At 67.2% G+C, this 25,101-nt stretch carries 20 protein-coding genes; 2 read left to right on the top strand and 18 right to left on the bottom strand.

Features of this window, described 5'->3' with window-relative positions; translation table 11 throughout:
- Window positions 1–8: 8 nt before the first annotated feature.
- The 13 genes from ABFO07_RS31640 to ABFO07_RS31580 all read right to left on the bottom strand — a co-directional run bounded on the left by ABFO07_RS31640 (window position 9) and on the right by ABFO07_RS31580 (window position 17,184).
- Window positions 9–266, bottom strand: a complete 258-nt coding sequence (locus tag ABFO07_RS31640) for a hypothetical protein (protein WP_059564932.1) — start codon at window positions 264–266, stop codon at window positions 9–11.
- Window positions 263–1,819, bottom strand: coding sequence for an AMP-binding protein (locus ABFO07_RS31635; RefSeq protein ID WP_347469884.1), 1,557 nt, complete (start codon window positions 1,817–1,819; stop codon window positions 263–265). The genes ABFO07_RS31640 and ABFO07_RS31635 overlap by 4 nt, the downstream gene beginning before the upstream one ends.
- Window positions 1,816–3,687, bottom strand: coding sequence for a hypothetical protein (locus tag ABFO07_RS31630; RefSeq protein ID WP_059891382.1), 1,872 nt, complete (start codon window positions 3,685–3,687; stop codon window positions 1,816–1,818). The genes ABFO07_RS31635 and ABFO07_RS31630 overlap by 4 nt, the downstream gene beginning before the upstream one ends.
- 373 nt (window positions 3,688–4,060) lie before the next feature.
- The gene (locus ABFO07_RS31625; RefSeq protein WP_059564935.1) at window positions 4,061–4,774 is read right to left on the bottom strand and encodes an autoinducer binding domain-containing protein; all 714 of its coding nucleotides are present in this window, start codon (window positions 4,772–4,774) and stop codon (window positions 4,061–4,063) included.
- A 925-nt stretch (window positions 4,775–5,699) separates the two neighbouring features.
- Complete coding sequence (locus tag ABFO07_RS31620; RefSeq protein ID WP_059564936.1) at window positions 5,700–6,023, bottom strand: AzlD domain-containing protein; 324 nt, start codon at window positions 6,021–6,023, stop codon at window positions 5,700–5,702.
- 4 nt (window positions 6,024–6,027) lie between these two features.
- The gene (locus ABFO07_RS31615; RefSeq protein ID WP_059564937.1) at window positions 6,028–6,756 is read right to left on the bottom strand and encodes an AzlC family ABC transporter permease; all 729 of its coding nucleotides are present in this window, start codon (window positions 6,754–6,756) and stop codon (window positions 6,028–6,030) included.
- A complete protein-coding gene (locus ABFO07_RS31610) occupies window positions 6,753–8,522 on the bottom strand; it encodes a B12-binding domain-containing radical SAM protein (protein ID WP_059883373.1) in 1,770 nt (589 codons plus the stop codon). The genes ABFO07_RS31615 and ABFO07_RS31610 overlap by 4 nt, the downstream gene beginning before the upstream one ends.
- Before the next feature lie 20 nt (window positions 8,523–8,542).
- A complete protein-coding gene (locus tag ABFO07_RS31605; protein WP_347469883.1) occupies window positions 8,543–10,237 on the bottom strand; it encodes a B12-binding domain-containing radical SAM protein in 1,695 nt (564 codons plus the stop codon).
- A gap of 104 nt (window positions 10,238–10,341) precedes the next feature.
- Window positions 10,342–10,509: a hypothetical protein gene (locus ABFO07_RS31600; RefSeq protein WP_155628734.1), complete on the bottom strand. Its 168-nt coding sequence runs from the start codon at window positions 10,507–10,509 to the stop codon at window positions 10,342–10,344.
- A gap of 80 nt (window positions 10,510–10,589) precedes the next feature.
- Window positions 10,590–12,278 carry a B12-binding domain-containing radical SAM protein gene (locus tag ABFO07_RS31595; protein ID WP_059806516.1) on the bottom strand — a complete coding sequence of 563 codons (1,689 nt, stop codon included), beginning with the start codon at window positions 12,276–12,278 and terminating at the stop codon, window positions 10,590–10,592.
- A complete protein-coding gene (locus ABFO07_RS31590; protein WP_060014682.1) occupies window positions 12,271–13,545 on the bottom strand; it encodes a M16 family metallopeptidase in 1,275 nt (424 codons plus the stop codon). The genes ABFO07_RS31595 and ABFO07_RS31590 overlap by 8 nt, the downstream gene beginning before the upstream one ends.
- A 726-nt stretch (window positions 13,546–14,271) precedes the next feature.
- Entirely contained in the window at window positions 14,272–15,633 is a 1,362-nt protein-coding gene (locus ABFO07_RS31585) for an MFS transporter (RefSeq protein WP_430733099.1), read from the bottom strand.
- Between the two features lie 222 nt (window positions 15,634–15,855).
- Window positions 15,856–17,184, bottom strand: coding sequence for a cytochrome P450 (locus ABFO07_RS31580; RefSeq protein ID WP_059806526.1), 1,329 nt, complete (start codon window positions 17,182–17,184; stop codon window positions 15,856–15,858).
- Between the two features lie 161 nt (window positions 17,185–17,345).
- Between ABFO07_RS31580 and ABFO07_RS31575 the strand changes: the two genes are divergently transcribed.
- Window positions 17,346–17,903 (top strand): sugar O-acetyltransferase, encoded by a 558-nt coding sequence (locus ABFO07_RS31575; RefSeq protein WP_059806530.1) that lies wholly within the window; start codon window positions 17,346–17,348, stop codon window positions 17,901–17,903.
- A gap of 113 nt (window positions 17,904–18,016) precedes the next feature.
- Window positions 18,017–18,484, top strand: coding sequence for a YaiI/YqxD family protein (locus tag ABFO07_RS31570; protein WP_059806533.1), 468 nt, complete (start codon window positions 18,017–18,019; stop codon window positions 18,482–18,484).
- Between the two features lie 62 nt (window positions 18,485–18,546).
- Here ABFO07_RS31570 and ABFO07_RS31565 read toward each other — a convergent pair whose 3' ends face one another.
- The 5 genes from ABFO07_RS31565 to ABFO07_RS31545 are packed head-to-tail and all read right to left on the bottom strand — an operon-like array spanning window position 18,547 to window position 25,086.
- The gene (locus ABFO07_RS31565) at window positions 18,547–19,914 is read right to left on the bottom strand and encodes a metallopeptidase TldD-related protein (RefSeq protein ID WP_060149975.1); all 1,368 of its coding nucleotides are present in this window, start codon (window positions 19,912–19,914) and stop codon (window positions 18,547–18,549) included.
- Window positions 19,914–21,347 carry a TldD/PmbA family protein gene (locus ABFO07_RS31560; protein ID WP_059921133.1) on the bottom strand — a complete coding sequence of 478 codons (1,434 nt, stop codon included), beginning with the start codon at window positions 21,345–21,347 and terminating at the stop codon, window positions 19,914–19,916. Before ABFO07_RS31560 ends, ABFO07_RS31565 begins: the two co-directional genes overlap by 1 nt.
- Window positions 21,340–22,974 (bottom strand): ABC transporter ATP-binding protein, encoded by a 1,635-nt coding sequence (locus tag ABFO07_RS31555; RefSeq protein ID WP_124490736.1) that lies wholly within the window; start codon window positions 22,972–22,974, stop codon window positions 21,340–21,342. The genes ABFO07_RS31560 and ABFO07_RS31555 overlap by 8 nt, the downstream gene beginning before the upstream one ends.
- The gene (locus ABFO07_RS31550) at window positions 22,971–24,080 is read right to left on the bottom strand and encodes an ABC transporter permease (protein ID WP_059960455.1); all 1,110 of its coding nucleotides are present in this window, start codon (window positions 24,078–24,080) and stop codon (window positions 22,971–22,973) included. The genes ABFO07_RS31555 and ABFO07_RS31550 overlap by 4 nt, the downstream gene beginning before the upstream one ends.
- Window positions 24,034–25,086 carry a microcin C ABC transporter permease YejB gene (locus tag ABFO07_RS31545; protein ID WP_059564950.1) on the bottom strand — a complete coding sequence of 351 codons (1,053 nt, stop codon included), beginning with the start codon at window positions 25,084–25,086 and terminating at the stop codon, window positions 24,034–24,036. The genes ABFO07_RS31550 and ABFO07_RS31545 overlap by 47 nt, the downstream gene beginning before the upstream one ends.
- Between the last annotated feature and the right edge of the window lie 15 nt (window positions 25,087–25,101).

Genomic DNA, 25,101 nt, shown 5'->3' with positions numbered 1-25,101 from the left:
GTGATTCCTTATGCAGGTACTTTGGTGGCCAGCAGGTTGACAATGTCGCGGCCGGTGCGCAGCTTCGCGAGGTCGTCCTCACCGAACTCCGTCAACGGCACGCGCGCGGCTTCGCACACGCTGCTCATCAGCACGATCAGCTCGAGCGAGGCGAGGCCGAAGTCGTACGTCAGGTCGTCGTCGAGCGGCAGGCTGGCCGCCTCCGATTCGGGGCGTCCGACCACTTCGCACAGGTGGTGCCGCACAATGGCTTCGATGTCGCTCACGCTCGTCCTCCATAAAGTCGATCGATTTCGATCTTGAATGCGTTGAAGATTTCCTTGCGCTTCGGCTTGAATTGCGACGTGACGAAGCGCGTCTCGGTGCCGAACGGCCGCGGCGCGATGAACGCCTTCACGATCCGCTCGTGCACGGCCAGCGTCTCGTTGAGCTCGGCAACGTGCGCGTGGATCGCCGCGTGGTCGGCGCCCGCGTCCTGCGGCGAGATCACCGCGACGAGGTACTGCTGGCCCGCGCCGTACAGCACGCACTCCTCGACGCCGACGTGCGTCTTCACCTGCTCCTCGAGCTTGCGCGTATGCACGTTCTTGCCGTTCGCGAGCACGATCAGGTCGTCGGCGCGGCCGAGGATGTACAGGAAGCCGTCGTCGTCGAAGCGCGCGAGGTCGCCGGTGCGCACCTCGCCGCTCGGCAGGAAGATCCGCTCGCTCGCGCCCGGCTCGCTGTACAGGTACTGCGTGTTGACCGGCTCGTCCGCGCCGACGATCAGCACGCCTTCGTCGTCGATCCGCGCGCGCTTGCCGGGAATCAGCCGGCCGACGCTGCCCGTGCGCGCGTGACCCGGATGGTTCTTGGTCACGATGCACGTCTCGTTCATCCCGTAGCCTTCGAAGATCGGCACGCCCGCTTCCTCGAAGAAGCGCAGCGTGTCGGGGTTCGCCGGCGCGGAGCCCGTCCACATGTAGCGGATGCGCGGGCCGAGCAGCGCGTCGATCCGCTGCCGGCGCGCGTCGATGCCGGTTTCGCCGGGCGGCGTCAGGCGCTCGATGCGCTTCTTCACGCCGTCGTAGAAACCCGGCACGCCCATCACGACCGTCGGCGGCTGCTGGCGGGTCGCCTCCAAGGCGAACTCGAACGGCGCGACGGTCACGTCGTGGCCGAACGTCAGCGCCGAATAGATCCAGTAGCGCTGCTGCAGCAGCGACAGCGGCAGGAACACCAGCACGTCGTCGCCGTCGCCGTGCGCGTAGAGCTGCTGGACCGCCGCGAGCGACGCGTCGATGCTGCCGGCGCGCGCGGCGAGACCCTTCGGCTCGCCGGAGCTGCCGGACGTGAACTTGATCGTCGTCACGTCGTCGCGCGCATACACGGCCGATTCGAACGGCGGCGCGACCGGGTCGACGCCGCTGCCGTCGCCGCAGGCGCGCACGTGCGCGTCGAGCAGTGTGCGCAGGTCGCGCGCCGGGTCGAACGACGTCGCGCCGTCCGCGTAGACGGCGTCGAGCGCGTACTTGTCTACGAGCGCCTGGTTCGGCTGGAACTTGCCGAACTCGAAGCCGGCCGTGACGATGCCCGCCTTCAGCGCGGCGAGATCGAGCAGCACCCACGCGAGCCCGTTGCGCGCGACGATGCCGATGCGCGCGCCGCGCGCCAGGCCCGCCTCGCGCAGGTCGTGCGCCAGCCGCGTGGCCTGCGCATCGAGCTGCGCGTGGGTGAGCACGACGCGGCCGCCCTGCTGGAAGAACGTGATGCGATGCGTGTCGCGCTTGCCGCCGTTGGCGGCAACCGTGTTGACGACGCTGATCGGCGCTGCCGTCACAGTGCGCCCTCCGTGGCCGTGGCGCGCAGCGTGTCCGCCGCGTTCGGCAGCACGTCGCCCGCGAGGTCGAGGTAGGTGCCCGCCTCGAAGCCCTTCACGACGAGCCGCTTGGCGTCCGGCGTCATCAGGTAGTTGACGAGCGCGGTGTACAGCGCCTCGAGCCACAGCGTGCGGCGGCGCACGCGCAGCATGTCCTCGGTCGAATACTCGTCGCCTTCGGCGCGCACGATGCGCACGTCGTAGAAGCCGCGATAGCGCTGGCCCGCGATGTTCAGCGGCGGGCGCGACATGTCGGGGCCCGGCACGCGGATCGAGTACTTCACGCGCGCGCGGTTGTGCGCGGCGCGGTGCATGTCCGAATGCGACGAGATGTCCGGCACGAGCGGCGGGTAGTACCAGTGGCGCGACGAGCGGATCAGCGGCCGCTCGAAGTTGCCGGGGATGAAGTGCCAGCGGTTGAACTGCATCCGCTTCTGCACCGAGCTCGCGATCATCTTGCTTTCCGCGTCGCCGTAGCGCGCGATCGTCTTGTGCGACACGTACGCGGTGAAGAAGCTCGCCGGCGTGAGCGCGTGCACCGTGTCGATCAGCGTCGGCTCGTCATAGGTGACGAGCTGGCCGATGTCGCGCAGCGAGCTCGACATCCCGTAGTCCGAACCGGTGGCGAGCACGGCGGATGCGACGGTCTTCTCGATCAGGTATTCGATCCAGCTCGTGACGGCCGCGCTGCCGGCCTCGCACGGCACGCCCGCGACGTCGCGCGCGATCGCCGCGTTCGCAAGCAGCGCCATCGCGACGTACTCGGGCGGCGCGAACTCGCCGTGCGGCGACACGAACTGGCGGAAGTCGTCGCCGAATTCGCGATACCACTGGTCGTGCGCCTCGGTCGACACGGCCGAGTGCAGGATCCGTTCGGTCTTCTGGAAATTCAGGCCGTAGATCCAGCGGTAGCGCAGCCACGGCTTGCCGATCGCGCACAGCGTCTGCTCGCGGATCTTCTGCGCGCGCTCGAACAGGTCGAGATCGAGCGGCACCGCCACCTCGCAGCCGGCGTCCGTGTAGCTCGCCGCGAGCTGGTTGAGGCGGCCGACGACGTCCTGCGCGGTCAGCAGCGCGCCGTTGAATTCCTCGAAGCGCACCGAGCGTCCCGACAGGAACAGCGCGTTCAGCGCGGCGACGATCAGCACGTCCTCCTCGCTCCATTCCGCATACGGCAGCTCGCGCAGGCGCGGCAGATGACCCTTGCCGGTCTTGCTGTCGATCAGGTTCGTGAAGCGGTCGATCAGCGCGAAGAAGCGGTCGCCGACGTAGAAGCACACCGATTCCACGTGCTCGACGTGATCGATGACTTCCTCGAGGATGCGCGACAGGTTCCCTTCGGCCTGCGCGCGGTCCATCGCGGCACGCACCTCGGCGAAGCTGCGGCGTTCGATCGCGCGCCATGCGGCGAGCGCCGTGTCGATCTCGGCGAGCACGTCGTCGCCCACCGTCACGGTGCCGAGGTCGACCCAGCTGTCGCGCTCCTCGTAGGCGACCTTCGGTTCCGACGCCGGACGGATGTGCAGGCGGCCGAGCGAGTTCACGTACAGCGCGAGCGTCGTGCCGCCCGCGACGTCGGCCGGCGCGTCGCCGTCGATGCGCAGTTCGCGATGGCGCTGCAGCACGTCGAGCGCCGCGCGTTCATAGGCGCCGAGTGCAAGGCGCGCCTGCCCGAGCGGATAGATGCCGCCGTGCGTGACCGCGTGCAACGCGACGTCGCAGGCCGGCTGGCCGGCGTGCGCGTCGCCGCGCAGGTACTCCGTCATGTCGAAGCCGTACAGGCTGTGCGATTCGCGGTCTTGCGTCGGCGTATGTGCTCTGGGGTCCATCGTCAACCTCTCTTCAAGCAAGGAAACTCGATCAAAAGCGCACCTGCATCGGTTCGACCGAGCAACGCGCCTGCTGTGGGGTGTGTCGTTTCGACGGGATGAAGCGAGGCGAACGACCGATTCGCACCGGCATCGCTGCCCGGCGCACCCGACCATTCGCTGGATCGAGATTTCAGCGTGCGGCGTTGATTGCGACAACTACCAAAGTTTGGAGCTGACTCCGCTCGCGCATCGCGCGTGACGCTCGAACGGCGACACGCGCGACGCAATGCGCGACACACGTATGACACATAGGCACGCGCCGACGCGCCGCGCATGCGCGGCGTCGGAAGATCGGATAACGAAATGAATGCGCGACGGCGCGCGCGACGCTTCAGCTCAGCAGCCCGAGCATCGTCGCGCGCACGACGGCGGAGGTCTTGTTGGCGGCCTTGAGCTTCGTCACCGCGTTCTTGACGTGGAAGTTCACGGTGTCGACGGAGATCACCAGGATCGTCGAGATCTCACTCGACGTCTTGCCGTCCGCGGCCCACTTGAGCACCTCGACCTCGCGGTCGGTCAGCCCGCGCTCGGTGTCGGGCGCGAGCTTCGGCATCAGCGTGCCGGTCATCGCCAGGTGCGTCGTGCTGACGAGCCAGCGCATCTTGAACTCGTTCTGCTCGAGCTCGGCCGGCGTGATCGGGCCGTGCGAGCGCGCGAGCGTCAGCATGCCGGCCACGCCGCAACTGTCGAACGCCGACTGCGTCCAGCCGTGGCGCAGCCCGTGCTCCTGTGCCTCGAACCACAGGTCGGGCGTATCGGCGAAGAATGCGTCGCTCCACACCACGGGCGCCTGCGAACGGCGCGCATGCTTCACGGTGGGGTCGATGTCGACATAGCGCGCCTCCTGGTAGCGCGCCTGCCACGCCGGCGGGTAGTTGTTGAGCAAATAGATCCTCGGCCGCGATACCGGCCACGGCATGCGCAATCCGTATGCGCAGTATTCGTAGCCGAGACTGCGCGCCGCCTCCTCGATACGGCCATAGATCTCCCGCTCCGAACTGGCTCGTTCCAGCCCGGCCAATAGTTCTTCAACCCAGTTTGTCATCTTGGCTCCTGGTCGCGTCTCCGGTCGTGCCGGCGCGGCAAGCGTGGGCGGATGCGTCGGGCAGACGCACCCGCCCCACCGACGCGCGCTCTCCCGGACGGGATCGCCGTCCGGCCACGATCGAGAAAAGCACGCCGGGGACTCTGATTCGATGGTGGTAATGCTCGCTCAACTACGACGACACGTATTTCGCTTCGGCCTGGCGGAAACGGACAGGTCGCTCGTTCAAGCAACGAGCGGCGACGCAGGGACGTTCCGGCACGCTTTGCGATTTATATTTAAAAAAACCTGATTACTGTTTTGGTTTTTGCCAGCAAAAAAGGGCTTTCGTATTGAAAGCGAATCGCTTGGTCGATTCAAATGACATTTTTGCAGATTTCGCATGTGTCAGGCGCATATGAATCGCTTTTTAGGGGACAGAAACGAAAATATCGCCGAGGATGGCCCAATAATCGCCGGGATTATTGCACGGATTAAAAATATTACCGGTTGCTTACATCAGCTTGCCAGTGGCCGTCAAGATGGTTTTCTTGGTATCCAGTTTCAAACGGAGGCGAATTTAGCCCGGAATCATATCGGCCAAGTAAATATCTTTATCAGTAAGGTAGCGTACAAGTCTGCGAAAAAAGCAAGCATCCGGATAATCCCGCACATTTCGTATGGACTTCACTAATGTGTCAGTCGACCTGTTTTTACTTAGAGTAATCCGTCAATTCAAGAATCGCACCGCATAAACTGACGCAGCGCGTAAAGATCGCAGTACCGGTTCCATTTTTTCAGGCGCGGCATTCGCCATTCGCAAATCCGTATTTGAATATGCCGACGCCGCGGCAGGCCGCGGCACTGACGATCGGGAATGACGAAGACGCGACGGCGCCGGCCCCCGCGGCACGGGCCGGCGCCCCGTCGGCGAAGGTGTTCGCCTTCAGATCGACGCGATCAGGTGCCCGCCGGCCCCGAAGTGCAGCATCAGGAAGTAGACCGTCGACGACAGCACGACCGACAGCAGCACGCCCACGCGCGGCAGAAACGTGATCATGCCGAGCAGCAGCGCGAACGCGGCCACGGCCTCGGCCGGGTGGGTCTTCACCTCGCTGAGGAAGCAGTACGCCACCAGGTTGACGAAGACGGCGATCGGCAGAAGCTGGCGCAGCGTCTGCTGGCGCCGGTTGTCGAACGGCAGCCGCACGATGCTCGGAATGACGCGCACCAGCACGCTGACGCCGAGCAGCAGGAGTGTTCCCAGCATCGCGTTATTCATGGCCGATCATCCCGTCCGTTTTCACCAGCAGCCAATAGACGACCGCGATCCCCGGAATCCAGAAATACACGGGCCCGAGCAGATACTGCAGCACGAAGACGGCCACGAAGCCGATCGCGATGGCCTTGCGCGCCGACAGCGCGGCCGGCTGCCGCGCGCGTTCCGCCCGGCGCGCGCGCACGAACGCGTAGATGTTCAGCAGCCCCAGCGCCAGCAGGATCGCGCTGACGGGATAGGTCACGCCGGCCAGCGTCGACTTGACCACCGGCGGCAGGAACGCCGCCAGCGCGACGCCGGCCGCCGTCGACAGGCACCAGAACGCCGTGATCGTCCCGCGGATCACGAAGCGGCTGGCCACCCCGTCCGACTGCTTCTCGGTGGCATAGGATTCGTCCGCCAGCCAGTGGGCCAGCGGCACCTTCCCGAGCAGGTTGATCTTCAGCGGCGCGGTGGCCGTCAGCGACATCGGCACGTAACGCAGGTTCATGCTCAGGATCACGAGAAAGGCCAGCCCCAGCGACGAGATGTCGATGCCGCGGGACGCGAACCCGAGATACGCGAACTGGCCGCTGCCGGTGAAGCCGATGAGGCTCATCAGGAACACTTCGAACGGCGTCCAGTTCAACTGCGCGGCGAGCACGCCGAACAGCACGCCGATCGGCGTGAGGGCCAGCCCGACCGGAATGATGCGCAACAGCGCGGAGGTCACGACGTGCTTCACGACACCTCCCCGACGGAATGCATCGACGCGGCGGACAGCGCGCCGTTGTGCCCTTGCTCCGGACGGCACAGGTTCCGGGCCGAGAGCGGCTCGCCGACGAGGTCCGTCAGGAAGGTTTCGTCGAGGTAATGCTTGATGTTCAGCATCGTTTCATGGAATACGTTGTCGAGATGATCGAGGCCCTGCCGGATGGCTTCGGCATAGGTTGCGTACTGCGTGATGAAGCCGTCCCGCGTCAGGTCATGCGCCTCCGCCTGCTCCACCAGCGCCAGGAAGAAATCGGCGGAGCGCCGCTGCACGGCGGCCTTCGCGGCAAACAGCGCGGCGACCTCGCACTGCTGGACCATGTCCCCCTCGAGCAGGTTGCCGCCGATCACCGACAGCGTTCGGGCCATGTTGATGTCGATGTCCCGCATCGTCGAATCTTCCCTGCGCAGCAGGTCGACGTCGGCCAGGTCCGTGAGCAGGTCGGCGATGCCCTGCACATGCTTGTTGACGAACGCAATGCTGTCGACCTTGTAGTGCGTATATTCGGGCGTCAGCATGCCGCTGTCGGCAAGATCCTTGTTCATCTCCAGCCCCGGATACGCATGCACGCGGCAACTCATGTTGTAGAGCGTCGCGTGCTGGATGCGCAGCAGGAAGCTGACGTTGCGGCGCAGGTCGCGGAACGTCGTATACGGATTGAACATCAGGAACCCGCTCGAACTCGTCACGACGTTGTATTTCTGGAAGATCTCGACCGACGACAGGTTCTTGCTGGCGCTCGACCCTTTGTTGAGCAGCTTGAGCTGGTCGTCCGAGCCGGCCTCGATGCCCATCAGCACGGAGATGAGGCCCGACTGCCGGAGCAGGTCCACCAGTTCGTCCTGCCCGTTGAACGAATCGGTGCGGCAGAAGATCTCGTACTCGACGCTCAGCCCCTTGCGGATGATCCGCTCCGCGAATTCGCGCACGCGCGGCAGCCCGCGCTTGGGGCCCGGGAAGTTCTCGTCGCCGAAGTACACCACGGGGTAGATGTCGAGCCCCTGGTACTTGTTCAGCAGCATCTCCAGCTCGTCGACGATGTTCTCCGCCGAGCGCGGCCGCCAGCGTGCGCCGCCGCCGATGTTGAAGAATTTGTACGCATTGCAGAACGAACACTTGGCCGGGCAGCCGCGGCTGCCGAGCATCGCGATCGCGGGCCGCAGCCCCGCCTTCAGCGCGCGTTCGAGCGTGTCGCGCGCCGGGAACGGCAGCGTGTCGAGATCCTCGATCGCCGGGCGGTCCTTGTTCTGCACGGCCTTGCCCGACGCATCGCGATACGCGACGCCCAGCACGTCGGCCAGCGGCTGGCCCGAGCCGTTGAAGGTCAGCTCGCAGAGTTCCAGGAACGTGACTTCGCCTTCGCCGCGCACGATGAAGTCGATCTCGGGGTGGGTCTCGAGGATCTCGACGGTCGCATAGGTCGCATGCTCGCCGCCCAGCACGACCCGTGCGTGGGGGTGCACGCCCTTCACGAGCCTGGCGAGCTTGATCGCCTCCTCGAAGGTGTTGTATTCGAGCGTGATGCCGATCAGGTCGGGCGCGGCCGCGCGCACCTCGTCGAAGATCTGCTCGGTGGACAGCGCCAGCGCATAGCCGTCGATGATCTCGACGTTCGAGTAGCCGAACTTGCGCAGGTACGCCGCGAGATAGCCGAGGCCGAGGTGCTCCGTCGGGTTGTTGTGCAGATACTCCGCCGACTTCTTGTGGGCGTTGACCAGGATGATCTTGTTGGCAGGCATGGGGTCTCCGTCTGGCCGGTTCAAGCGGCATGTGCCGATTCGGCGGGCGCTTGCCCGGCCGGCACGCCACGGCCTTCCAGCGCCGCGTTCGCGCGCGCCAGGAAGCGCGCATAGGACGATTCGAGCGCGTCGATCCGCTCGGACAGCGTGTCGAAGAACCGGTCCTTCTCCGGCCCGCATTCGATATCGGGATCGTTGCGCTCGAAGCGCTCCATCGCGTTCATGAAGAAGTCGAAAGCGAGGGTCTGGATGTCCTTCTGCGCGCGGTCGATCAGCGCGGACTCGTCCCAGTCGCAGGCGATGCCGATGCGCGACAGCTCGTACGACATGTTCGCGAAGTTGAATTCCACGAACCGGCCGACGGTGTCGAGCCGCTGCACGACGTCGTTCTGCGAGATGTCCATGTAGGCCGCGAAGCGGGCCACCCGCGCATCGCGGAACTTGTATTCGTACACGCCGTCGTATTCGTCCGCGCCGGTCAGCAGCCCCTGCTCGCGCAGGTACGGGACGAACTCGTTGCCGCCATACACGTCCAGCCGCGTCGACAGGTTCCACACCGACGCATGGTGGATCTTGCGCAGGTAGAGCGCATTGCGGCGCAGCGACGTGAACGAGCTGTACGGCAGGAACATGATGAAGCCGCTGGACGGCGTCGTCACGTTGTTGGTCTTCAGGTTGTCCAGCGCCTGGTCGATCTGGTGCACGGTGACGGCCTTGCGGAACAGCTTGAGCTCCTGGTCGTCGGACGCCTCGATGCCCATGAACACGCGCACCATGCCGGCCTCGCGCAGGCGGCGCACGAGTTCGTAGTCGTCGTGGAACGTGTCCGCGCGCAGGAAGGTTTCGAACATGATGCGGACGTCGCGCCGGATGATCTCGTCGGCGAGCTCGTACGCATGGCGCCGCGCCTTGTTGCCCGGGCCGATGAACGTATCGTCGTAGAACAGGATCACCGGGTCGGCGTCGGCCGCATAGCGGTCGACCAGCCCCTCGATCTCGTCGACGACGTTCGACGCGGAGCGGTGGCGCCACGGGCGGCCGCCGCCTTCGTTGTATACGTGGGACGCATTGCAGAACAGGCAGCGCGCGTAGCAGCCGCGGCTGCTCAGCACGGGGATGGCCGGCTGGATGCCCTTGCGAACGGCGCGCGCCAGCACCTGCCGGTCCGGGAACGGCAGCGCGTCGAGGTTCTCGATCGCGCCGGTCGCCGGAATCCTGACGACGGAGCCGTCCTGCGAGCGGTAGAGCAGCCCGCCGATCTGCAGCCGCGTGCCGACGCCGTCCTTCAGGTAGCGATAGAGGGCGATCATCGAGAATTCGCCCTCGCCGCGAATCACGAAATCGATCTCGGGGACTTTCGCGAGCACCTTTTCGCCGCAGTAGGTGAAGTGAAGCCCGCCGAGCACGGTGCGCGTGCCGGGGCAGCGGCGCTTGACCTCGCGCGCGATCTCGATCGCGTCGCCCGCGTTGCGCGACAGCGCCGTGATGCCCACGAGCACCGGACGCTGCCGTTCGCACAGCGCGGCGATCTCGCTCGCGCCGACCTTGTCGAGGTCGCAATCGACGATCAGCGTACGTGCGCCGGCCGTCGCGAGCGCGCTCGACAGGTATGCCAGCGCGAGATTCTCGCAGGTGAACTCCGCCGATTCGGCGCTGCCGCTCGGTGGATTGCGGGGATTCACCAACAGCACATCGAAGTCGTTCGACAGGTCCATATGGCGCATCCTGCTCATGGGAAAGGGACGCCCGAGCGCGGCCGCGCAAGGGCGAAAAAGAGGTTACGTCGCGGTGCACCGCGACGTAACCTCAGGCAACGCGCTTACTCGCCGTCCTTGCGGACTTCGACGTCGCCTGCCTGGTCGGCTTGCGCGTGTTGCGCGGTTTCCTGCAGCTTGGCGGTCTTGACCTCGTTCAGCTTCTTCCAGATTTCGGTCGACAGCTTCACGTTCTGGTCATTGCCTTTGGGGGCCATGAGATTGATTGCCATGACTTCTCCTTGGTTGACGCGTTGATGAAGTGGCGCGAGCCACACGGAATTGCTCGCCAGCCGGCTTCGGCCGGACAGGTTCACCGCCCTTGTCCGGCTGGCGAAGCAACAGCAAGGTCGTCAGCGGAGCGTTCGCTGATCAACCAATCATGTAAGCCATGCAGCGCCGTGCTGAATTCGGTCTCGAGACTGTCCAGGGAAGCGCCCAGTTCGCCGAGGTAGGATTGCCGGTCGCCGGCGATCGCCCCGGCGTCGCTGCCGCCCTCGAAGTGCGCGATGGTCTGCAGGAAATACTCGACGTTCAGGCCGTTGATCGATTGCAGCCGCGCCATCGCCGGCGCCGCGATGCGGTTGGCCTTCGCCTCGTCCAGCCCGTGCAGTTCGACCGCGTTGAGAATGCGGTTCAGCTCGGTGGACACATGGCGCGGCAGCGCGTTGTCCCGCACGATTTCCACTTCGTCGTTGAGCTGCAGCAGGTGGTCGGACAGGCGCCCCATCATCGGTTCCTGGAAGCGGTACGAATACACCTTGTTGGACTTGTCGTAGCCGTCCAGCAGGCCTTTGTCGCGCAGCTCGTCCACCAGCTTCACGCCGGGAAAGAGCTGCAGCCGCTGCGACAGGTTCCAGAACGACGCATAACCGAAGCGCGCGAGCAGCCGGGCCGTGGTGCGGATGCCCTGCACCGTGCTGTACGGGTTGAACATGATCACGCCCGCGGTCGGCCCGAGCACGCGATGGCGCCGCAGCAGGTCGAGGCCCTCGGTGAGCCGTTCGGTGGTGATGTCCTTCCCGTAGAAACCGAGATCCTGCTGGTCGAACGATTCGATGCCGATGAAGGCCGCCTCCAGCCCGGCGCGCTTCAGGTCCGTCACGACCTCGTCGTCGTCGCCCTTGAGCGAATCGCCGCGCAGGTAAACCTCGAACGGCATGGCCACGCCGCGGCGGACGATTTCGTGCGCGAGGTCGCGCGCCCATGCCTTCGAGCGATTGCTGCCGTCGATGAAGTTGGCGTCGTAGAAATAGAGCTTCTCGACGTTGCCCTTGAGGAAGTAGTGCTCGTAGAGATACTCGAGCTCGTCGACCACGTTCTTGACCGTGCGCCGCCGGATGGCTGCGCCGCCGCCCAGCCGCAGGTACTTGTTCGCATTGCAGAACGTGCATTTGAAGTTGCAGCCGCGCTGCGCGATCACGCCGATGGCGGTCTTGAGATCGCGCCTGCGGCAGTAGTCGAGCGTCGCGCGGTCGGCCAGCGGCAGCCGGTCCAGGTCTTCGATGCCGGGACGGTCAGGATTCTTGAAGAGAATGTTGGTGCGCACGTCGCGGAAATAGACGCCCGCGACGCCCAGCAGCTTGGGCGCCTTCGCCACCAGCTCCACGACGGCCTCTTCGCCCTCGCCGCGCACCACCGCCTGGATGGCCGGATGCCGGGCGAGAATTTCCTCGGCCGCATACGTGCAGTGCTCGCCGCCGACGAAAACATAGACGTCGTCGAGCACCTGGCGTGCCAGCTCGGCCACTTCCACCGCCGAATCGAAGTTCAGGTAGTTCGCGGTCAGCCCGACGAAGTCCGGCTCGAACGCGAGAAACGCGCCCACCGCCGCGTCGTTGGACAGGTTGTGCGCGTAGCAGTCGAGAATCCGCACGACGTGCCCGTCCTTCTTGAGCGCGGCGGACAGCAGGCCCAGCCCAAGATGCTCCATGATCGAGTAATGATCCTTCTCCCGATCGACGATCTTGATATTGGGGTTGATGAGAAGTACCTTAGCCATTCGCTACCCCATGGCAGATGAGCGGCGGCGACCGGAGCACCGCTTCGGTCACCTCGTGCAGGCTCTGCGGCGTCACGCCCCGGATGAAGTCCAGGTCGTCCTCGTAGTCGAAGTACGCGTCGAACCACATCTCGTGCTTGAGCAGCCGCATCAGCCGGTTGCGCGGATCGTCGAGCCGCATCAGCAGCGTGCGCATCAGCGCCTGCCGGGCTTCGTCCTGCACGACACGGTCCTGCACGATCGCCGGCATGGCCGCCGCGAGCTCGAACACATGGTCCATCACCCGCTCGAGCTTGTCGTACGCCACCATCCCGCGGATGATGAGATGGCCGTGATCCTTGAACAGATGGCACTCGGAATTGACCGCATACAGCAGCGCCTTGTCGACGCGCAGCGCCTTGTAGAGCACCGAATGCTCGTCCTCGCCGAAGATCAGGCTCATCGCATAGAGCGACACGCGGCGCTCGTCGAAACGCGGGAACGCCGGGTAGCCGAGCATGAAATAGCCGACGCCCAACGACGTCGGAATCGGCGCGCGGCCCGCCGCCAGGCCGTGCGTCGGCATAGGGTCGGCCGCCGCCGCGGCCGCCGTCTCACGCGCGCGCGGCAGCACCCCGAGCGTGCGCTCGACCGAGGCCAGCAGCCCGGTCGGCTGCAGGTCGCCGACCAGTGCCACCGCGATCTTGCCGCGCCGGTTGTCGTCGGCGATCGCGCGATGCACGTTCGCGCCGGCCAGCGCCGCGACGTCGGCCACGCGCCCGCCGATGGGGCGCCACATCCGCTCGTCGCCGTAGGCAGCCTTCAGGAACTCGTCGTCGATCCGGCTGATCTCGCTGCTCTCGAGCGTCGCGACCTCCTCGACGAGCACGGCGCGCTCCTGCTCGATCGCCGCGTCGTCGAGGGGGCGCGGATTCAGGAATGCGTCGAGCCATTCGCCGAGCACCGCGGCGTCCTGTTTCAGCGCGCACACGACGAAGTAGGTTTCGTTTCGCTCGGTGAAGGCCTCGACCGACAGCACCCTCGCCTTGGCGGGCCCGATCATCCGGTTGACCTGGGCCACCCGCGCGTGCTCGCAGAAATGGGCGAGGCCCGCTTCGCCGTGCGGATCGTCATAAGCGCCCCGGCCGATGCCCACGCCCATCGAGATCGCATGCAGGCCCGGCGCCGCTTCCCAGATCAACGACACGCCGTTGACGACCGAGCGCACGCCCCGGCCCTGCGGGACGACGGGATGGCGCTTCGCGTCGAGGCTCAGCACGTTTTGCATGAGGAGAGGCGCGCTGACGATTCGGGACACGCGGCAACACGAACACGAGCCATGGCGGTCTCCTGTCGAGTAAGTGGGAATCCCGAATGGCCTTCGGTCGGCGGACACGCGTCGCAATCGACGGCGTCAAGACGCGATCGGGAAACTCGACGCCTTGGCGCTTTCTCGTTGTTTCGCCTGACAGGGGGCCCGGGGCATGCAACAGTCTTCTTGCTCTTTTAATGCCTGATGCGGTAATGCGCTCGGCCGCTTCCTCATTGCCGCCTGCGACTGCGCGCAGGCGCGCCAATCGCGTTCATGCCGATTCATTCATCTTCGGCAATTCGCGGAGAGGCCGACCTGGGGGGACATGCTATCCGATCTGCATCGAAAATAAAGCCATGCGTGCGAAAAAATTCATTTAGCGACGCACGATTTGATTTAGGTAAATAAATTCGAATGGAACCGATTCCGCGCCGGACCCGCATTTGAATCAATGCAGCGCGGCATCGCGATGCGCTGATTGGCTGGCTAAATTGTTGAGCTTTATAAAACGATTGATGAAATCGTTGCCGCGCTCGCCAATTCAAGACGACGTTTTACGCCAATTCGTGCAAATACTCTAAATCCGCATTTGACGGGGCGTTCATTCCTCGACCCTGCTTTAAATCGCCCCAAATAACGCGCGCGCCCTGCCTTTTGGATTCCCGCCGGGAGCGTCCATTTGCCGTCGCGTCATAGGCGGAATCAGGCGCTTCGACCGGGCGCCGCCTCGGCGGTGCGCGCGGTGGCCGGGAAGTCGAGATGCCCGTGCCAGTCGCCGAAGTAGACCTTGCGGCCATAGCGCAGGGCCGTGACGACACCGAGCACGCCGGCGCCGAACGTGAACTGCACGCACACCCACGCGCTCGCCGGCATCAGCGCGACGAGCGCCAGCGACGCGGCGCTGGCCCAGATCGCGTAGGTCAGGTTGTACGTGAACGAAATGCCCGACACGCGCATGGCGGTCGAGAACAGCGCAACCATGACGGACGGCACGGCCCCGACCACGCCCGACAGCAGTCCGGCAAACGCATAGGCCAGCGCGATGGCGACGCCGTGGCCGCCGCCGGCGAGGCTCGCATAGAGCGCCGCCGTGCCGACCGGCAGCAGCGCGCTGTAGAGCGCCACGGCCTTCCACGCGCCGATGCGGTCGACGACGAGGCCCGCGATCACGCAGCCGATGTTCAGAAACACGATGCCCACGCTGCTGATCGCGAACGTCTCGCGGGCCGCCAGGCCGAAGCGCTGCTGCATGAAGGTCGGCGTCACGATCACGAGCACGACGACGGCCGACGTCAGCACGGCGGTGAGCGCGACGGCCGGCATGAACGCGCTGCGCTGCGCGCGGATCACCTCGCGCAGCGGGAACGCGACGGCCGCCGTGCGGCGGCCCTGCATCTCGAGAAAGCGCGGCGTCTCGCTGAGCCGGCGGCGCATCCAGACCCCGACGAGCCCGAACAGCCCGCCGAGAATGAACGGAATGCGCCAGCCGTAATCGAGCATCTGGGCAGGGCTGATGCATCGTTCGAGCACCGCGCCCGTCAGCGCGCCGAGCAGATAGCCGAGCGTGAGGCCGGCCTGCAGCATGCCGAGCACGTAGCCGCGGCGCCCGCTGCGCGCATGCTCGGCGACGAACGCCCACGCGCTCGGCACCTCGCCGCCGACGGCTGCGCCCTGCAGGATCCGCATCGCCAGCAATACGAGCGGCGCGAGATAACCGATCTGCGCGTACGTCGGCATGATGCCGATCGCGAAGCACGGCAACGCCATCAGCAGCACGGTCAGGCTGAACACGCGCTTGCGGCCGCTGCGATCGGCGAAATGCGCCATCCAGATGCCGCCGAGCGGGCGCGCGAGGTAGCCGGTGGCGAAAATGCCGAAGCTTTGCAGCAGCTTCAGCCATTGCGGCATGTCGGGGGGAAAGAACACGCGGCTCAGCGTCACCGCGAAGAAGAAAAAGATGATGAAGTCGTAGACCTCGAGCGCGCCTCCGAGCATCGACAGCACCAGCATCTTGCGGTCGTGATGCGCCGGGCGTGGCGAAGCCGGCTGCGCGTCGATCGTCATGGGAAATTCCTGGTATGGGTTCGGAGAGCGGGATTCGGCGGCGAGGATAGCAAGAACCGTTCGATCCGGTAAAGCCGGTTGCCGATGATCGAATCGCGCGCCGTTTCACATCCCGCTCGTCGAGCGCGGTGGATCATATGTGGGCCGTGACACGATGAAACTTCGGAGTCCGTGGCGAATCGTCGCGCCTTCCGGCCCGGGGATGCGCATCGGGCCGCCCCTCTACTGACGCGGCGTCTCGTTCGGCTCGCAATCGGCACGCATGCGCGGTTCGAAGCGCACCCGGGCATTCCTGGGGCGAAGGGAGAACCAGCCTTGCGGGGTCACCGGCCCGAGGATCGTCATGTCCCAGTGCTCGACCCAGTAAGCCAGCGAGACGGCCAGGTCCATCATCGCCATGCCGGTGCCCGGGCAGGCGCGATCGCCGACGCCGAACGGAAAATACGCGCCCTGCGGCCAGGTCGCGGCTTGCATGAAGCGCTCGGGCCGGAACGCATCGGGCTCGGGGAACCAGCGTGCGTCGCGATGCGTGATCCAGCTGGAGATCATCACGATATCGCCGCGCGCGAACGACGTGCCCGCCACGGTCATCGCGCGCGACAGCTGGCGCGGCACCAGTGCGTAGGCCGGCGGGTACAGGCGCAGGGTTTCCTGGATCACGGCGCGCAGCAGCGGCGCACGACGCAGGTCCTGCAACTGCGTCACGCCGGACCAGTCGATCGTGGCGAGTTCCTTGCGCAGCGCGGCCAGCACCTCGGGATGCCGGGCCAGCAGCAGTTGCGCCCAGGACAGCGTTGCGCCGGTGGCCTGGTGCGAGGCCATCAGCAGCGTGGCGAGGTCGTCGCGATGCATGACCACCGGGCGCTCCGATTCCTCGACGACCCGCTCGATCTGCGAGCGCATCACGCGCAGGGCCCAACGCTTGCGCGGGCACATCTTGCTCGGGAACCAGTGACCGAGGGGCAGCCCCGTGCTGGTTTCGAGCAACGCGACGCGCGACAGGATGCGCACGGCCTTGGCAATGGTTTCCGCGTTCGGGCCGAGATCGACGCCGAACAACGCATGGCCGGCCAGCGTGACGCTGTAGGCGGCCATTTCCAGATCCAGGTCGACCACCTGGCCCGGCACGAGGCGCGCCGACCAGTGTCGCGCGATACGCTGGATCTCCTGCGCGGCGGGCGGCTGAATATGCGGGCGCACCACCTGGCGCTGGCGACGTGCCGCGTCGCCCTCCTTCATCATGAAACTCGGCCCGTTCCACTGGCGCATGATGCACAGGCTCGGCTCCCAGCGCCGCAGGTCGGCGCGATGGGAGACCATCAGGTCGTGGACCGCTTCGGGATGAAACACGCACCAGAGCCGCTTCACGCCCATCCGCAGGCTCGCGAGATCGGGCGATGCGCGATGCATGTCGGCCAGCCACTTCAACGGGTCGCGCTGGATTTCCAGCCAATGATTCAGGCCGGCATCCGGGAAGCGCCTGGCTTGACGGCGCAAGGCCAGCCGCTTGCGGACAGGGCAGCTCGTTATGGTTGTGGTGTCGTGGCTCATTCGACCGGCTCAGGGGGCGCTCTCTCGGATTCGTCGGCCGCCTTGTCGGGGCGGCGGGACGGGCGCCGGCAATTCTATTACAACGGGCGCGAACCGGATGTCGCGGATGCCGGATGCCGTCCTACAATGCCCGATCCAACGGGCACGGAGGAAAACGACGCATGGCGAATGACGATCGAACCAGGATCATTCCGGGAAGGACGCCCGAATCGGCCGCCATGCAGGCCGACATCAAGCGCGCGATGGCGCTCACCGCCCGCCTCAACCGCCTGACGTACAACGATGCGGACGAGGTGCGCGCGTTGTTCGGCGAGCTGATCGGCAAGCCGGTCGACGACAGCGTCCTGTTGATTCCACCGTTCTATACGACCGGCGGGCCGGATATCCGCGTCGGCCGCAACGTGTTCATCAACCAGAACTGCACGTTCTACGATCTCGGCGGGCTCGACATCGGCGACGACGTGATGATCGGGCCGAACGTGAGCCTCATCACGAGCGGCCACCCGCTCGAACCGTCCCGGCGGCGCGCGTTCGTCGTCGCCAGGCCGATCAGGATCGAACGCAACGTCTGGATCGGCGCCGGCGCGACCGTCATCGGCGGCGTGACGGTGGGCGAAAACGCGGTGGTCGGCGCGGGCGCCGTCGTCACCCGGGACGTTCCCCCGAATACGCTCGTCGGCGGCAATCCGGCGAAGGTCATTCGTTCGATCGCCGACTGACGGCGGGCAGGGTATGCAGCATCGAACCGATGCTCGACCAGGGGCAGCGATTGCCGGCGAGCCTACCGCGACCTTGAGATACGATGGCGTTCCAACGTACTGGAGTTGTCCTCATGCAAGTGCTCGTCGACGCTGACGCCTGCCCCGCCGTCATCAAGGACATGCTGTTTCGGGCCGCGCGGCGCGCCGAAGTGCAGGTGACGCTGGTGGCCAACCAATATTTGCGCACGCCGCCGTCGCCGTTCATCAAGTCGATCCAGGTGCCGGCGGGTTTCGACGCGGCCGATGCCCGCGTCGTCGAACTCGTCGCGGCCGGCGACCTCGTGATTACCGCGGACATACCGCTCGCCGCCGCCGTCATCGAGCGCGGCGCGCATGCGCTCGACCCGCGCGGCAACTGGTTCACGCGTGAAAACATCAAGGAGCGCCTGACGATGCGCGACGTGATGGACCAGCTCCGCAATGCAGGCATCGACACGGGTGGCCCGGCGCCGTTCAGCGCGCGCGACAGCAAGGCGTTTGCCGGCCAGCTCGATCGGTTCCTCGCGCGACACGGCACGCCGCGTCGCGGCGGCGATTAGTCGACCGGCGCCGGCCGCTCGCGCGGTTGCCTTGCATCGCAGGGCGGCCGCGCCCTCGCCCGTCACAGCGTCAGTTCGAACCCGCGCACGAGCGCGCCCGGCACCTGCGCGCCGCCCGTCGCGCGCTCGCCCCAGCCGGCGTCGTTCAGCTGCAGCGCGGGCGTCGCGCCGAGCTGCTCGAGCCCCGGGCCGAACAGCCGGTAGAAGCTGTCGTCGAAGCGCATCGCGTCGACCGGCGCGACGATCTCGCCGCCCTCGACCCAGAACGTCGCGAAGCGCGTCATCCCGGTCATCCGGCAGTTCATCCGGTCGGAGAAGTTCAGGTACCAGAGATTGCCGACGTACAGCCCCGTATCGAGCGCCGCGAGCGCGTCGTCGTCCGCGAGCGTGCCGCCCGCGATCGTCAGCGACTGCGGCGATTCGTCATCGTTCGCGCCGTTCGGCGCCAGCGCGTATTCGCGCGCGCTGCGCGCGCTGACGAGCCGCTCGGCGCTGCGCCCCGCGACGACGAGCGGCACGCTGTCGCGGCGATAGCCGTCCGCGTTGAATGCCGGCACGATGTCGAGCGCCAGGTTCTCGGCGATCGACACGCGCGGATCGAGCGCGACCTCGCCCGCGTGCAGCTTGTGCAGCGCGCTGCGCGCGCTCTGGTGCGCGCGCGCCGAGAAGCCGTCCCAGCCGATCAGGTAGGTCATCTCGTAGATCGCGGCCGGCGCGAAATACGTGCGATAACGGCCCGGCGCGAGCGCCTTCGGCGCACGGCCGAGCACCGGCAGCCGCGCGGCGGCGGCCTCGACCTTGCGCGCGAACACCGCGTCGTCCCAGTCGTCGCCGACATAGGCCGTCTTGATCGCGCGGCCGCCCGGCGCGTACAGCGACCAGTTGAAATCGAAGTTCTCGACTTCGTGCCAGCCGCGGCTGCCCGTCGACGACGCGAACCCGCGCGCCACCGAGCCGCCCGCATAAAAGCCGACGAAATCGAGCCCGCGCGCGCATTCGGCCACCACCCGCGCGAGCGCGTCCGCGTCCGGCAGGCGGCCCGTGCGGCGCGTGTCCTGCGTCCACGTAGACGTGTCGACCAGCAGGTGCGGATCGTCGGACGCGTCGCGCAGCTCGTCGCGCAGCGCACGCAGCGTCGCCGCAAGCGCCGGCAGGTCGGCGGCGGGGTCGCCCGCCAGCGTCGATGTGGCGCTCGCCTGCCGCGCGCCGTCGATCAGCCGCACGGCAAGCTTGCCCTGCACCACGCGCCCGGTCTGGCGGATCCGGCCTTCGTTGAAGCGGACGAAATCGGACGTCTCGCCGGCGAACCACAGCAGCACCATCTCGCCGGACGCCTTCAGCCGCTCGGCTTCGTCCGCGATGCGCAGGAAATGCGTACGCCAGTCGAGCGCCGTCGTGGTGCTGGTCGTTACCGTGTCGAATCCCGTCATCACGCTCCTCCGAAAACGTCGACGTCGGCGAACACGCACGCGGGCGACGCGTGGCCGACCCGGATCACCTGCATCGGTTCGCCCTTGCCGCAGAACGGCGTGCCGTACACGCCGAAGGTGCTCGCATCGCCCACGGCGCGCAGGCTGCGCCAGAAGCTCGCGGAAATGCCGCGGTAGTTCGGCTGCTTGACGACCTGCGTCAGCTTGCCGTGCTCGATCAGCTGGCCGAACTCGCAGCCGAACTGGAATTTGTTGCGATGATCGTCGATCGACCACGACGTGTTGGTGCGCATCAGGATGCCGTGCTCGATGCCGGCGATCAGCTGGTCGAGCGTCTGGTCGCCGGGCTCGACGTTCAGGTTCGCCATCCGGTCGATCGGCGCCCGGTTCCAGCTCGACGCCCGCGCGTTCGCGACGCCCGGCAGCCCCGCGCGCTGCTGCGACAGCGCGCCGCCGAGCGGCCGCTCGAGCACGCCGTTGCGGATCAGGTGCTGCTTGTGCGCGGCGCTGCCGTCGTCGTCGAACGCATACGAGGCCGCCTCCGATGCGAGCCCCGGATCGAACGTGACGTTCAGCAGCGGCGAGCCGTACCGGTAGCTGCCGAACATCTCCGGCTTCACGAAGCTCCAGCCCGCGAAATTGCGCTCGTCGCCGAGAATGCGGTCGAGCTCGAGCGGATGGCCGATCGATTCGTGGATCTGCAGCATCATCTGGTCGGGCATCAGCAGCAGGTCGCGGCGGCCCGACGGGCAGTTCGGCGCGGCGAGCAGCTGCAGCGCCTCGTCGGCGACGCGCGCGCCCGCGCCGTCGAAGCCGTAGCGCGCAAGCACGTCGAGGCCGCCCTGCGCGAGCGTGCCCGAATGGCCGAGCGAGCGCACCTGCGTGTCGCCGTTCGCGTGCGCGACGGCGCTCAGCTCCGGCATCAGGAAGCGGAACCGCTGGTCGATCCGCACGCCGTCGCTCGTCACGAACAGCTGGTCGGTCTGCGTGATCGTCACGGCGGCCGTGCGCTCGACGATCCGCGCGTCGATGCGCGCCGCCGCGCATTCGTGCGCGAGGCGTTCGATCCATTCGGCGCGCGACGGCAGCGGCGCGTCGACGCCCGGCGACGCGTACGCGCCGCCCGCCTGCGGGCGCGCCGCCTGCCGGTGGTCGATCAGCGACCACGCGGCGCTCGCCTTCGCGCGCGCGGTGGCCACGTCGAGCGCGGCCTGCAGCCCGCGCGGCGACAGGTCCGCGCTCGCCGCGTAGCCCGCGCCGGCCCCCGCCCACGCGATCAGCATCGCGCCGCGGTCGCGCACGCGCGACGCCGGCAACGCGACGTCGTTGCGCACCTGGTGGCCGTCGGTCGTCTCGTCGACGACGCGCAGCGCCCAGAAATCGGCGGCGCTGCGCAACCCGCGCGCGGCGTCCGCCCAGCTTTCGTCAATCATGTTCCCTCTCGTACGGTTCGTGCGACGGCGCCAGCATCGACGACGCCATCAGCGCCCGGGTATAAGGATGCGACGGCGCATGCAACACCTGCAGCGTATCGCCCGCCTCGACCACGCGCCCGGCCTGCATCACGATCACCCGGTGCGCCATCGCGCGCATCACGGCCAGGTCGTGCGTGATGAACAGGTAGCTGAGCCGATAGCGGGCCTGCAGGTTCGTCAGCAGCGTCAGCACCTGCTTCTGGATCGACACGTCGAGCGCGCTGGTCGGCTCGTCGAGCACGAGCAATTCGGGCTCCACCGCCAGCGCGCGCGCGATCGCGATCCGCTGCCGCTGCCCGCCGGAAAACTCGTGCGGATAGCGCGGCATCGCGTCGGCCGGCAGCCCGACTTCGTCCAGCAGCGCCGCGATCCGCTCACGGCGCGCGCCGGCCGACAGTTCCGGCCGATGCAGCGCGAGCCCCTCGCCGACGATCTGCTCGATCGTCATGCGCGGCGACAGCGAACCGAAAGGATCCTGGAACACGACCTGCATCCGTCCGTACAGCGCGCGGCGCCCGGCCTGCGTATGCAGCGCCGCGAGCGGCCGCCCGCCGATCTCGATCGTGCCGGCCGCCGGCGCCTGCAGCCCGAGCACCGCGGCCGCGAGCGTCGACTTGCCCGACCCCGATTCGCCGACGATACCGATGGTCTCGCCGCGACGCAAGCGCAGCGCCACGTCGTGCACCGCGCGGAACGCCGTCCGGCCGAACACCGCGCGCCAGCCCTTCGCGGCCGTGCGGTAGTCGACCGCGAGCGCGCGCACGTCGAGGATCGCCGGCGCGTCGTCCGCCACGGGCCCGATCGCGCGGCGCGGCGCGCTGTCGAGCAGGCGCCGCGTGTACGGGTGCCGCGGCGCGTCGAACAACGCGCCGGTCGCGTTGGTCTCGACGAGCGCGCCGCGCTCCATCACCGCGACGCGCTGCGCGAAGCGGCGCACGAGGTTCAGGTCGTGCGTGATCAGCAGCACGGCCATCCCGCGCGCGGCCGCCTCCTGTTCCTGCAGCTCGAGCAGCAGGTCGACGATCTGTTCGCGCACCGTCACGTCGAGCGCGGTGGTCGGCTCGTCGGCGAGCAGCAGGCGCGGCCGGCACGCGAGCGCCATCGCGATCATCGCGCGCTGCCGCTGGCCGCCGGAAAGCTGGTGCGGAAAGCTGTCGATGCGCCGCTCCGGCTCCGGAATCCCGGTGCGGCGCAGCAGCGCGATGCCGCGCTCGCGCGCTTCGCCGGGCCGCAGCCCTTCGTGCAGCCGCAGGCTTTCCGCGATCTGCCGGCCGATCGTGTAGAGCGGATTGAGCGCGGTCATCGGCTCCTGGAACACCATCGCGATGTCCGCGCCGCGCAGGCCGCGCATCTGCCGCTCGGTCTTCGTCAGCACATCCTCGCCGTCGAACACGATCCGCCCCGACAGCGTCGCGCCGCGCACGAGCCGCAGGATCGACAGCGCGGTCACGCTCTTGCCCGAGCCCGATTCGCCGACCAGCGCGACGCGCTCGCCGCGCGCGACCGACAGGCTCAGCTCGCGCACGACGGTGCGCGCGCCGAATTGCGCGGAAAAGCGCTCGATCTCCAGCAACGGCTGCGTCATCGCGGGCCTCCGCCGAATGCGGAGCCGCGCGTGCGCGTGTCGAGCGCGTTGCGCAGCGCGTCGCCCATGAACGTCAGCAGCAGCAGCGTGACGACGAGCGCCGCGAACGCGGCCAGCGAGATCCACCATGCGTCGAGATTGTTCTTGCCCTGCTTCAGCAGCTCGCCGAGGCTCGGCGCCGGCGGCGGCACGCCGAGCCCGAGGAAGTCGAGGCTCGTCAGCGACAGGATCGCCGCGCTCATCCGGAACGGCAGGAACGTGATCACCGGCGTCAGGCTGTTCGGCAGCACGTGCCGCCAGATGATCTGGCGATTGGTCAGCCCCATCGTGCGCGCGGCCTTCACGTAGTCGAGCCCGCGGTTGCGCAGGAATTCGGCGCGCACGTAATCGGACAGCAGCAGCCAGCCGAACATCGACAGCAGCACGAACAGCAGCCACAGCGACGGCTCGAAGATCGACGCGAAGATGATCAGCAGGTACAGGTCCGGCAGCGCGCTCCAGATCTCGACCAGCCGCTGGCCGACCAGGTCCGTGCGGCCGCCGTAGAAGCCCTGCACGGCGCCCGCCAGCACGCCGAGCAGCGTGCCCGACGCGGTCAGCGCGAGCGCCATCAGCACCGACAGCCGGAAGCCGTAGAGCAGCCGCGCCAGCACGTCGCGGCCGAACTGGTCGGTGCCGAGCCAGTTGCTCGCCGACGGCGGCGCCGGATACGGGCGCGATGCGAAGTAGTCGATCGTGTCGTAGCGGTAGCGGTTCGGCGGATAGATCGCGACGTTGCCGGGCGCGTCGAGCTTCGCGCGGATGTACGGATCGAGATAGTTGGTCCCGGCCGGGAAATCGCCGCCGAACCGCGTTTCCGGATAGTCCTTCAGGATCGGGAAGTAATAGTGGCCGTCGTAGCGCAGCGCGAGCGGCCGGTCGTTCGACAGCACGTCGGCGAACAGGCTGATCGCGAACAACGCGACGAAGATCACGAAGCTCCAGTAGCCGAGCGGCTGGCTGCGGAAGCGCTGCCACGTGCGCCGCCACGGCGACGCCGTGCGGCCGGGGTGCGCGGCGTCAGCGCGCCACGCGGTCGAATTGGATGCGGGGGTCGACGAGGACATAGCAGACGTCAGCGATGAGTTTGGTCAGGAGGCCGATGAGCGTGAACAGGAACAGCGAACCGAGCACGACCGGATAGTCGCGGCGGATCACCGAGTCGTAGGAAAGCTGGCCCATGCCGTCGAGCGAGAACAGCGTCTCGATCAGCAGGTTGCCGTTCAGGAACGCGCCGACGAACGCGGCCGGCAGCCCGGTCAGCAGCGGAATCGCCGCGTTGCGCAGCACGTGCTTCCACAGCACGTCGCGCTCGGGTACGCCCTTCGCGCGCGCGGTCAGCACGTACTGCCGGCCGATCTCGTCGAGGAACGTGTTCTTCGTCAGGATCGTGACGATCGCGAAGTTGCCGATCACCGCGGCCGTGACGGGCAGCGCGATATGCCACAGATAGTCGAGCGCCTGGCCGGCCAGCGTCATCTCGTCGAAGCCGTCCGACGTGAGGCCGCGCATCGGGAACAGCTGCCAGAACGTGCCGCCGCCGAACAGCATCAGCAGCAGCACGCCGAGCACGAAGCCCGGAATCGCGTAGCCGGCGAGCACGAGCACGCTCGTCGCGGTGTCGAAGCGCGAGCCGTTGCGCACCGCCTTCGCGATGCCGAGCGGCACCGACACCAGGTACGTGAGGAGCACCGTCCACAGGCCGAGCGTGATCGAGACGGGCAACTTCGAGCGGATCACGTCCCACACGCGCGCATGCACGTAGTAGGACTCGCCGAGATCGAAGCGCGCGTAGCGCTTCAGCATCGTCGCATAGCGCACGAGCGGCGGCTGGTCGAAGCCGAACTGCCGGCGGATCTGCGCGATCTGCTGCGGGTCGATGCCCTGGCTGCCGTGGTAGCCGCCGCCACCGCCGCCCGCTTCGCCGCCGCGCGTGCCGCCGTGGCGCAATTGCGTGAGCACCTGCTCGACCGGGCCGCCGGGCACGAACTGCGTGACGACGAACGTGATCGTGACGACGCCGATCAGCGTCGGGATCATCAGCAGCAGGCGTCTGAGAACATAGGCAAGCATCGTCGTGTTCCTTGC

It is taken from the genome of Burkholderia stagnalis, assembly GCF_039848545.1.
Classification (GTDB): domain Bacteria; phylum Pseudomonadota; class Gammaproteobacteria; order Burkholderiales; family Burkholderiaceae; genus Burkholderia; species Burkholderia stagnalis.
This window is presented reverse-complemented; position numbering and strand designations above follow the sequence as displayed.